The sequence below is a fragment of the Arthrobacter sp. fls2-241-R2A-200 genome (genome assembly GCF_030209745.1).
Taxonomy (GTDB): Bacteria; Actinomycetota; Actinomycetes; order Actinomycetales; family Micrococcaceae; genus Arthrobacter.
This window is the reverse complement of record NZ_JARVRJ010000012.1, coordinates 90,226-100,465: the sequence shown is the minus strand read 5'-3', so window position 1 is coordinate 100,465 and position 10,240 is coordinate 90,226. Positions and strand designations below refer to the sequence as shown.

The 10,240-nt window shown below is 64.4% G+C and carries 10 protein-coding genes; 7 read left to right on the top strand and 3 right to left on the bottom strand.

What is annotated here, in order from left to right:
• Nucleotides 1-257 precede the first annotated feature (257 nt).
• On the top strand, nt 258-1,736 hold the full coding sequence (locus QRN42_RS14680; RefSeq protein WP_284979889.1) for an FAD-dependent monooxygenase: 1,479 nt from the start codon (nt 258-260) through the stop codon (nt 1,734-1,736).
• Here the strand turns inward: QRN42_RS14680 and QRN42_RS14675 are convergent.
• Nucleotides 1,733-2,440, bottom strand: a complete 708-nt coding sequence (locus QRN42_RS14675; protein WP_284976907.1) for a TetR/AcrR family transcriptional regulator — start codon at nt 2,438-2,440, stop codon at nt 1,733-1,735. The genes QRN42_RS14680 and QRN42_RS14675 overlap by 4 nt on opposite strands.
• Before the next feature lie 138 nt (nt 2,441-2,578).
• On the opposite strand from QRN42_RS14675, the gene QRN42_RS14670 reads away from it, so the two are divergent.
• A complete protein-coding gene (locus tag QRN42_RS14670) occupies nt 2,579-3,955 on the top strand; it encodes a flavin monoamine oxidase family protein (protein ID WP_284979888.1) in 1,377 nt (458 codons plus the stop codon).
• Between the two features lie 64 nt (nt 3,956-4,019).
• Here the strand turns inward: QRN42_RS14670 and QRN42_RS14665 are convergent, their stop codons facing one another.
• Nucleotides 4,020-4,589 carry a hypothetical protein gene (locus tag QRN42_RS14665; RefSeq protein ID WP_284979887.1) on the bottom strand — a complete coding sequence of 190 codons (570 nt, stop codon included), beginning with the start codon at nt 4,587-4,589 and terminating at the stop codon, nt 4,020-4,022.
• Nucleotides 4,590-4,937: 348 nt separating this feature from the next.
• Between QRN42_RS14665 and QRN42_RS14660 the strand changes: the two genes are divergently transcribed.
• The 3 genes from QRN42_RS14660 to QRN42_RS14650 all read left to right on the top strand — a co-directional run bounded on the left by QRN42_RS14660 (nt 4,938) and on the right by QRN42_RS14650 (nt 7,265).
• The gene (locus QRN42_RS14660; protein WP_284979886.1) at nt 4,938-6,404 is read left to right on the top strand and encodes a C40 family peptidase; all 1,467 of its coding nucleotides are present in this window, start codon (nt 4,938-4,940) and stop codon (nt 6,402-6,404) included.
• A 92-nt stretch (nt 6,405-6,496) separates the two neighbouring features.
• Entirely contained in the window at nt 6,497-6,814 is a 318-nt protein-coding gene (locus QRN42_RS14655; RefSeq protein ID WP_284979885.1) for a hypothetical protein, read from the top strand.
• Nucleotides 6,815-6,884: 70 nt separating this feature from the next.
• Nucleotides 6,885-7,265: a VOC family protein gene (locus QRN42_RS14650; protein WP_284979884.1), complete on the top strand. Its 381-nt coding sequence runs from the start codon at nt 6,885-6,887 to the stop codon at nt 7,263-7,265.
• Between the two features lie 57 nt (nt 7,266-7,322).
• Here the strand turns inward: QRN42_RS14650 and QRN42_RS14645 are convergent, their stop codons facing one another.
• Nucleotides 7,323-7,772: a DUF5997 family protein gene (locus tag QRN42_RS14645; protein ID WP_284979883.1), complete on the bottom strand. Its 450-nt coding sequence runs from the start codon at nt 7,770-7,772 to the stop codon at nt 7,323-7,325.
• Between the two features lie 33 nt (nt 7,773-7,805).
• On the opposite strand from QRN42_RS14645, the gene QRN42_RS14640 reads away from it, so the two are divergent.
• Both QRN42_RS14640 and QRN42_RS14635 read left to right on the top strand, forming a co-directional pair.
• On the top strand, nt 7,806-8,531 hold the full coding sequence (locus QRN42_RS14640; protein ID WP_284979882.1) for a LysR family transcriptional regulator substrate-binding protein: 726 nt from the start codon (nt 7,806-7,808) through the stop codon (nt 8,529-8,531).
• A 22-nt stretch (nt 8,532-8,553) separates the two neighbouring features.
• Nucleotides 8,554-10,146: a 5-oxoprolinase subunit B/C family protein gene (locus QRN42_RS14635; protein WP_284979881.1), complete on the top strand. Its 1,593-nt coding sequence runs from the start codon at nt 8,554-8,556 to the stop codon at nt 10,144-10,146.
• The last annotated feature ends 94 nt before the right edge of the window (nt 10,147-10,240 follow it).

The window sequence follows — 10,240 nt, the reverse complement described above, 5'->3', positions numbered from 1 at the left end:
CTGAGAACGATGTCCCGACTCACGTGTGAACTATGTCGTGAAACTACACACCCCCTCGCGCACGCAATGTTAAAGAGCCCCGGTCTTAGGATCGGGGCTCTTTTGTGTTCGAAGCGGACACCCACGCGCCTATCTGCTCCACCTCTGCCTGCATCTTCAGGATATCGGTGGGCGGGGGCCTTGCCGCAAGGGCGGGTGGACGCCATACGCTGCTCGGTGTGCTCATAAACGGAGCACATTACCGGTAGGGGGATGGCGTGACGGATGTAATCGTGGTGGGAAGTGGACCAGCCGGCATGATGTTGGCCGGTGAGTTGGCTCTGTGGGGCGTGGACGTCGCGATTTTGGAGCGGCGTGATACGGGTGACTTACCGGAGTCCCGCGCGGGCGGTTTCCACTCACGCACCATCGAAGTGCTCGATCAGCGGGGTATCGCTGACCCTTTCCTTGCCGCGGGTAAGACAGGACAAACGGCACGGTTCGGCAACTCCGTACTGGATATCAGCGATTTCCCCACCCGGCATCCTTACGGGCTTGGCCTGTGGCAAAGGCAAATGCAGCCAATCCTTGAGGGCTGGATCCATGACCTCGGAGTCCCGGTTCATCGCGGAACTGAGGTGGTTGGCTTCGTCCAGGACCAGGCCGGGGTCGACGTCCAACTCGCCGAGGGTGCCAGCCTTAGGGCCAGGTTCCTTATTGGTGCCGACGGCGGCAGGAGCGTGGTCCGGAAGGCTGCGGGCATTGATTTCCCGGGCTGGGAGGCAACGCGAAGCAACCTGATCGCCGAGGTGGAAGTGTCCGAAGAACCGCCATCCGGCATGCGTCAAGATGAAACAGGGGTGCACGGCTTCGCCCTGCTGGAGGACGGGCACACTTACCGAGTGGTCACAACCGAGCGGCACTTGGGCTCGGGCGATGCGCCCTCGCTGCTTGATCTCAGCGATGCCCTCAAAGCTGTTTACGGTAGCGACTTCGGTGTGCATTCACCGACGTCGATTTCTCGCTTCACCGACGCGACCCGTCAGGCCGCCACTTACAGGAGCGGCAAAGTTTTGCTCGTCGGCGACGCCGCGCATATCCACTACCCGGCTGGGGGCCAGGGAATCGGATTAGGGCTCCAAGATGCGGTCAATCTTGGGTGGAAGCTCGCTCAAGTGGTCAAGGGCATGTCAGCCGATTCGCTCCTGGACACGTACCATGCAGAGCGGCATCCCGTGGCTGCACGTGCGCTGCAACACTCGATGGCCCAAACTGTGCTCCAGCGCCAGGACCCGCGGAGTGCAGCGCTCGGCCAAACCATCGCCGATTTGATGGTGATGGATGAGCCTCGCAAGCACGTCGCCGCGCTGATCCATGGTTTGGACATTACTTACGATCTTGGTGCTGGCCACCCTCTCCTGGGCCGCCGCATGCCAGATCTGGACCTCTCCATTGCAGGCGTTGAGGGCGTATCGAGGGTTTACGCGCATCTCCGTGATGCGAGGGCCGTGCTACTGAATCTCGCCGAACCCGGCAGGTTCGACGTCGGCCGTTCAGGGTTCGACGTCGGGGCTTGGGCCCAGCAGGTCCGGCTGGTTGATGCACGGTGCACCGCTACGTGGGAGCTACCCCTGATTGGGAAGGTTGAGCCCCCAACCGCCGTGCTGATCCGGCCTGACGGGTATGTGTGTTGGGTCGGCGAAGGAACTGACCAAGGGTTGGTGGAAGCGCTCACCCGATGGTTCGGCCGGCCCTAACCCCGGAGGCCGTATTCCGTCATGGCCGAGAAGCCCGCAATCAATGCCTCGAGCCCCAGGCTGAAGGCAACATCTGTGGGCCGGGGGTGGCGTTCCGCGGCAAGCCGATCCACGGCAGCCGTGAAATTGGGTACCTGCTCGGCGAGGTTGCCGGCGTCGAAAATGTCCTCCGGGGCCGTGACGTCGTAAGCTGCGCCGAACACGAAGGCTTCCAAGGCGACGATGGCCGAAATGATCTTCTCTTCGGGAAACCCGGCCTCGCGGAAGCCCGCGGTGACCGCCTCATACATGGCAAGGGTTTTGGGTGCGTTCGCGACCGGGAGCACAGCGATCACCGGAATGAGGGGCGTGTGCGCAGAGAAGACGTCACGGTAGGACCAAGCCCACTGGCGCACAGCGGCAGCCCACGGTTCAACTCCAAACGCGGAAACATCCACCATGGCCGCCAGGTGGTCTTCCAGAAGCAGCAACACGTCGTCCTTTGACGCCACGTGGTTATAGAGGGCGGATGGCGCTACGCCCAGGGTTTTTGCCAGCGCGGCCATGGTGAGTCCGTTGTAACCTTTGGCGCTGATCAGCTGCAGTGCCGCCGTCGTAATCCCCGCTTGGTCCAGGACGCGCGCCATGGGTCGGCCGGCCCGGCGTCGGGACTTGCCGACGGCGGCGCCGGATGCGGGCTCGGGTGCGGGGGAGGGTGCGGGCATCGGAGGCCTTTCTGCTGCCGTGTCCCCAGCATTATTCCATCGGGTCTTCACAGAGGTGGAGTTGGACGCTATTATCGGTATAAATGAATGGCATTCATTTATTGGTCAGCCACCACGGACGGCCACTGAGAGGACATCATGCAGAATCTTGATCGCGACGTTGTGATCGTCGGTGCCGGACCGTCAGGGTTGACGGCGGCACGCGAATTGAAGAAGGCCGGACTCAGCGTCGCAGTGCTGGAAGCACGCGACCGCGTGGGTGGGCGCACCTGGACGGACACCATCGACGGTGCCATGCTCGAAATTGGCGGCCAGTGGGTCTCTCCTGACCAGACAGCACTCATTGCTTTGCTGGACGAGCTCGGCCTGGAGATGTACTCGCGCTACCGCGACGGCGAGTCGGTGTACATCGCCGCCGACGGAACGCGGACTAAGTACACGGGAGACACTTTCCCGGTCAACCCGACCACCAAGGCCGAGATGGACAAGCTGACGGCCATCCTGGATGGGCTTGCCGCAGAAATCGGCGCCACCGAACCGTGGGCACACCCCAAAGCCCGCGAGCTGGACACCATCTCTTTCCACCACTGGCTCCGCCAGAACTCCAGCGATGAGGAAGCCTGCAACAACATCGGCCTCTTCATTGCAGGTGGCATGCTCACCAAGCCCGCACACGCGTTTTCCGCGCTGCAGGCCGTGCTCATGGCTGCGTCAGCCGGTTCATTCACCCACCTGACCGATGAAGATTTCATCCTGGATAAGCGCGTCATCGGTGGCATGCAGCAGGTTTCGCTGCTCCAGGCAGCCGAGTTGGGTTCCGACGTCGTACTCAACAGCCCGGTTCGCAGCATCACGTGGGACGAGAACAGCGCAACGGTTGTATCTGAAGAAGCAATTGTCAACGCGCGCTACGTGATCATGGCCGTGCCCCCGAACCTGTACTCCCGCGTTTCGTTTGATCCGCCCCTTCCGCGTCGCCAGCACCAGATGCACCAGCACCAGTCGCTCGGCCTGGTCATCAAGGTCCACACCGTGTACCGCACGCCGTTCTGGCGCGAAGACGGCCTGTCCGGGACCGGCTTCGGCGCAGGTGCTTTGGTCCAAGAGGTTTACGACAACACGAACCACGGCGACTCCCGCGGAACCTTGGTGGGCTTCATCTCCGACGAAAAGGCCGACGCCGTGTTCGAGCTCAGCGCCGAAGACCGCAAGAAGGCCGTCCTGGAATCCATCGCCGGTTTCCTAGGCGAGAAGGCGCTCACCCCCGAGGTCTACTACGAGTCCGACTGGGGCTCGGAAGAATGGACCCGCGGGGCGTACGCCTCCAGCTACGACCTCGGCGGCCTCCACCGCTACGGCAAGGACCAGCACGCAAACGTCGGACCGATCTACTGGTCCTCGTCCGACCTCGCCGCAGAGGGTTATCAGCACGTTGACGGCGCCGTGCGGATGGGTCAAGCAACGGCTGCCCGCATCGTCGAGGCACACAAGCTGTCCGCGCTGCCGGTCGCCTAAGCGCCCGTGTTCGCTCAACCTGCAGGTCGGGGAGATTCACTCCCCGGCCTGTCGGTTGCCCGTTTTAAGTCAGCCCGGGCGCTGGGAGTGCCGGGGCAGGAACACCGGCTGCCCGTTCGGCTCTGATCAGTGCCTGTGCAAGATGTTCGACGGCGCCCCCGTAGTCAGTGCCGGCTGTGACCTTGCAGCGCTCGGCCTCGCGCATCGCCTGCGTGAATGCGGCCGTTTCCGCAGCCCTCACGTCCGTCATGGCAGGGAAGTCGATGGTTTGGGCGGGGTCCAGTTCGTACTGCTGCCAGTGCCGCAGGACCTCCGCGTGGCGTGCAGCGTCCGCGACAAAACCAGCACGACGCCGGGGCTCGGCTGCGTGAATACGTTCCACTTTCCGGGTGGCTGCCAAGGTTCCTGCCGCCGTCGCCATAACCGTCACCAGCATGATCAGGGCAGCGGGCGGCCATAGCAGCGCAGGAACGATGACGCCGGGAAGGACCACCACCGAGCCGGCGAACAGGTCCCAAAATATTGCGTCCGGCTCGGGCCCAGGCCCGTGGGTCAGTTTCCTATGAAGAATCAGCGTTGTTGCTGCTGTTGCCAGAATCAGGGCAACACCCCACAGGAATATCATCGCGGGCATCGGGCACCTCCAAGCGAACTCGCTGCTTTGCATTCAGTATGCGGCCCCACCCGTGGTTTTGGTACTGAAATTTTGGCCGGTCATGCGGCCGCCGCACGCACCGTGATTCGCAATCTTTTTTCTCCGACGCAACCTTCGTAGCCGGGCACTCACCAGCGTCCCTGGCCCGCGACACACCCCGCGGTTCCGCCGCGAATCACACGCTTGTGGTTTATGTTACTGATGTGACTGCTGTTGCTAATGTGCCAGAGCTCACGTAACCTCAGGACTGCCGGGAGCAGCTGAGGGGCGCGGTCGCGCCACTTCCAGGACCTCGCTCCCACCCTTACCGTTTCGAGGTTTCTGTACATGGCTTTATACCGATCCGCCCGCACGACGGCGGTGCTGTGCGCCGCCGTCGTACTTTTTGGCGCGGCGGCAATTCCGGCAACCGCCGCATCCGCTTTGACCTCCCCCTTCGCTGTGCGCGCGTCTTCGGACGTGCCCTCGCCTGCGGAGATTGCGGCGGCGAAGGCCAGCGAGACGGCGACGGCGGACGAGGTCACCGCGATTGAGCGGATCCTCGCGGACGCGGCCGGTGCCCAGCAGGCCGCATCTGCGACCGCCATGCAGGCCAATAACGCGTACAGCGATGCCCTGGTGGAGCTGCAGGAAAGGACAAAAGCCGCGTCGGTGGCCGCGGCCCGGGCCTCTGCGGCGCGGGAAGAGCAGGACAAGACACGAAAACAGGTGGGGCAGCTCGCCGCGGACCTGTACCGCAATGGCGGAATGGATCCGGCCCTCGTAACGCTGACCGGTGGCGGCGAAAGCATGCAGCAGGCCGCCACGCTGGAGGCCCTTTCAGCCAAGCGAAGCCGCGATTTTGACGCGGCGGTTAGTGCCGCTACCGCATCCCGGTCCCTGTCGGCAGCTGCCGATGAGGCCACCAAAGCCGCGGATGACGCGGCAAAGACTGCCGAGCAGCGCAAGACGCAGGCGGAGCAGGCCAACGCGGCGCAGGTCAAAGCTGTGGCCGACGCGAAAGCGCAACGGGCCACTCTGGTGGACCAGCTGGCTCAGCTCCGCAACACCACTGTGGCCCTTGAGGCGGCCCGCGTGGATGCGCTGGACCGGCAGCGTGAAGAGGCCCGGTTGGCAGCCCTGACCGCCTCCGCTAACCAAGCACCGCAGGATCAGGCGGCCCAAAACACCCCTGCTTCACCGGGGACTCCTGCGAAGGCAGGGACGCCCGCAGCCCCTGCTCCGGCAGCGCCTGCTCCGGCAGCGCCCGCTGCGCCCCCGGTTCCCGCTGCGCCGGCAGTTCCCGAACCGGCCGCGCCCGCACCCGCTCCGGCACCCGAACCGGCTGCACCCGCACCGGCGCCCGCCCCAGCCGCCCCCGCTCCGGCACCTGCGCCCGCCCCAGCCCCGGCACCCGCCCCCTTGCCGCCATCTGCGGGTTCGGGATCGTACGAAACCGCGGTTTCCGCTGCCTTGGGTAAGGTCGGTGCGCCGTTCTACTACCAGTGGGGCGGTACCGGACCCTATGGCTTTGACTGCTCGGGACTCGTGCAGAGTGCATTTGCCGCAGCCGGGATGTACCTGCCCCGTACCGCCTCGCAGCAGTATGCCGCTGCGCCGGTCCACGTGCCCCTCTCGCAGGCCCGCCGCGGCGACCTGCTGGTATGGGGTTCAGCGCCCAACTTTTACCATGTGGCCATCTACCTGGGGAACGGACAGGTGGTGCAAGCCTTGAACCCGCAAGAAGGCATCACGGTCTCGTCCATCAGTTCAATGGTGGGCATGGACCTCTACCCGTACGCGGCCAGGTACTAGTCGTCGGCTGACGGCTGCCGGAGCCAGTGGCCGCCCCAAGCTGGTTGGTGCTCTAGCCCGCCCACTTGCCCGTGCCGCGAGATGATGAAGACATGAACGACCAGGATCCGGATCTCTGGGAGGAATTCGACAAGGACAACAACGCCCACCCGGACCGCGTGCCCGGCCGTCCTGGCGGCGAACCGGTGGGATTCGGTTTCAGCACCGGTGTGCGCAGTGCGAGAGTCGCGCTCGGATTCGCCGTGTATGCGCTGATTCTGGGGACTACGTTGGTGGTCACCGGCGCCGTTGTCTTCATCGCCCAGCGCCAGTGGCTGCTGTTGGGATTGATGATGCTTGTCGAGGCAGTGTTCGTTTACGGGTTCATTCGGCTGGCCCGCCAGGCGCGTAATCGGCGATCCTCCCGCTAGGATCGAAGGCGCGGCGTCACAACCGTTCGACGCCCGACCTCGAGCCGCCATTGCAACTAGCCTTGGCATCATGAGACTGAAAATGTGCAGCATCCACGTCAAGGACCCGGCCGCGGCCCACAAGTTCTACACGGAGACCCTGGGTTTCGACACGTTAATGGCCATGCCCGAGTACAACCTCTTCATCATCAAGGATCCGGGCGCCGGGGCCGGCTCCACGGGCCTGTTGCTGGAACCGAGCGACAACCCGATTGGTGCGAACTACATGAACGCCGTGTACGACGCCGGAATGCCGGCTGTGGTGCTGGGCGTACCCGACGTCGAGGCCGAGTATCAGCGGTTGCTCGCTGCAGGGGTGTCTTTCAAGGGCGCACCTGCCGAGGACCCATCGGGTATCAGTGCCGTCTTCGATGACGGCTGCGGCAATTTCGTTCAACTCCACCAGGACTAGTCCGGGTTAAACAGCCGTGGCCGGGACTGGTGTCCCGGCCACAACGTGTGAAAGGTCCTACGCGTGGTTGCGCTTGGTCCCCTTGGGGGCTTCGCGTTTGGCTGCTGCGTTCTCCCTGGCTTCCTTGGTGGCGGCCTTCTTGTGTGCCTCGTCCTTGACGCGCTGCGCCTCAGCGCGGACAGCAGCGTGCGTTGCGCGCTCGATGACCAGCCACTGCGGCGGAGACTCCAGCAGTTCGGTGATTTCCGCCGTCGTGAGTGCTTCCTCAATGCCGCCGCGTGCGAGGCCGCTGATGGAGACGTTCAGCTTGTGCGCCACGACAGGGCGCGGGTGCGGCCCGTTGCGGCGCAGTTCAGCCAACCACTCCGGGGGGTTGGCCTGGAGTTCGGCGAATTCGTCGCGGGAGATGGATGAATCCTGGAACTCCTGGGGTGTAGCCGGCAGGTAGATGCCGAGTTTCTTGGCAACAGTGGCCGGCTTCATGGACTGGGAGTCTTTGGGAGTCATGCTTCAAGGGTATCTGGCCGGTACTGTGAGTGTGTGCCAGACGCTGAAGAATCACCCGAGTCACCCGAGCCCCAACCAGGGCTGCGCTTCGCATACGTTGCTGGAGTGACACCCGGGAAGTGGATCCGGCGTTGGGAGCAGCGTATGCCCGATGTGCCGCTGGAGGCGTTCATGTCCGACGACGACGCGCAGCTTTCGGTGCTCCGGGACGGTTCGGCGGATCTTAGCTTTGTCCGATTGCCTGTGGACCGCGAGGGCTTGAACGTTATTCCTTTGTATGAAGAGCAGCCGGTGGTGGTTGCTCCCAAGGGGCACGAGATCTCGGTGTTCGAGGAAGTGGCACTAGCGGATCTCGCCGAAGAAAATTTCCTGGATGTGGACGAGATGGGCGGCCCGGACATGGCCCTCCAAGTGGTGGCCTCGGGTGCGGGCCTGGTGATCTTGCCGATGTCCGTGGCACGCCACCTGAACAACAAAGAAACCGTCATGCGGCCGCTGACCGGAGCTCCGGGTTCCCAGATTGCCCTCGCATCGCTCGTGGGCACGGAGGGCCCGGTGGTCGAAGAGTTCATCGGGATCGTTCGCGGCCGCACAGCTCAGAGCTCACGGCAACCCTCGTCGCAGCAAGAGAAGCCCAAGAAGGCGCCCAAGCCGGACCGTCGCGGAGGCGGCCCCAAAAAGCCCGCCGTCGCCCAGCGCTACGCCCCGAATCCGGACAAGGGCCGCGGCAAGGGCTCCCGGAAGAAGGGCAAGCGCTAACGTCACGGGGAAGGCTGGGGAGTTGGAAGTCGAAACACGAGGCAGCAAGCCCAGGAGAATTCGCGCCCTGCGGCCAGTGGGCACCCGCGCCGTGTTGGCCGAGTTGGACGGCCTAAAGGACGTACTCGCTTTGCAGGACATGCTCACCCGGGCACCGTTGCCGGGGCAAGTGGACGTGGTGGCCGCGGCAGAAACGGTCATGGTGGTGGGCGAATCGGCGTCGGCAATCCGCGCAATCCGGGCCCGTTTGCTTGAACTGGACATCACAACGCCCGAGGTCACCGGGTCCGGCTTGGTGGTCATCGATACCGTGTACGACGGCGAGGACCTCACCGACGTCGCCGGCATCACTGGGCTGAGCCCGGACGCCGTCGTAGCCGCGCACACCGGACAGGTGTGGACCGTGGCTTTCGCCGGTTTCGCGCCTGGATTCGGCTATATGGTGGGCCAGAACGATGTCCTGACCGTTCCCCGTCGCCCTTCGCCCCGGACCGCTGTGCCGGCTGGATCCGTGGCGCTCGGTGGCCCATACTCGGCCGTGTACCCCCGCAGTTCACCGGGAGGCTGGCACCTGATCGGCCGCACTGGAGCTCGGATGTGGGACTTGGAGCGAACGCAACCGGCCTTGGTGAGGCCCGGCGACCGCGTCCAGTACCGGGCGGTCCGCGAGGTAGTGAACGTCGCCGCTGTTTCCACGCGCCCGCCCGAATCCGAGCAGCATCTTGGGTCTGGCCTGTCCGGCCTTCGGATCCTCAAACCCGGTGCGCAGAGCCTCGTGGAGGACCTCGGCCGCCGCGGCTACGGTCCCCTCGGTGTTTCCGCTGCCGGAGCCTTGGATCGGGCATCCCTGCGCCGGGCCAACCGGCTCGTAGGGAACGCCGCTTCAGCCGCTGCCATCGAGTCCGTCAACGGTGGCTTGGTGGTGGAGGCTGTGGGGGACCAAATGGTGGCGGTGACTGGAGCCCCGAGCACCCTGACTGTCCGCTCGTCGTCGAACCGGACGGTTCCGATGGCGACCCCTTTTGTGTTGCTCGACGGCGAAGTGCTGACCGTAGGTCCTCCCGAATGCGGTTTCCGGAGCTACTTGGCCGTCCGTGGAGGAGTGGATGTTGCGGAGGTGCTGGGCAGCCGCTCGGCAGACACGATGTCCGGCGTCGGGCCTGCGCCTCTGGTTCCCGGCCAGGTGCTGCCGGCCGGTGGCAACACGGTATCGGCTGCTGTGGGAAGCCCTGAGCTTCAACCTGATTTTCCGAGCACTGGAGTTACGGTCCTTGAGGTAGTGCCAGGACCGCGGGATGACTGGTTCGACTCGTCCGCCATTGAATCGTTGACGAGCCAGGAATGGGTGGTGACCCCACAATCCAACCGGGTGGGTATGCGCCTGGATGGCACGCCCCTCCAGCGAACCCGGAAGGGCGAGCTGCCCAGCGAAGGAACTGTGGCAGGCGCACTCCAAATACCTCCCGCTGGTTTGCCCGTCCTCTTTCTGGCGGACCATCCCATCACCGGCGGCTATCCCGTGATCGGCGTGGTTCGCGAGGAACATCTGGATCTGGCCGCCCAAGTGCCCATCGGGGGCCGGATTCGGTTTGGCCTGACCACGTTCACTCCGTAGGCACGTAGCCCACCCGCGGATTTTTCGTTGCGCGAAACGACTGTATTGCGGTGCAGCGACGAGTGCGCCAAGTTTATGTAGGGATGGCAGGGAC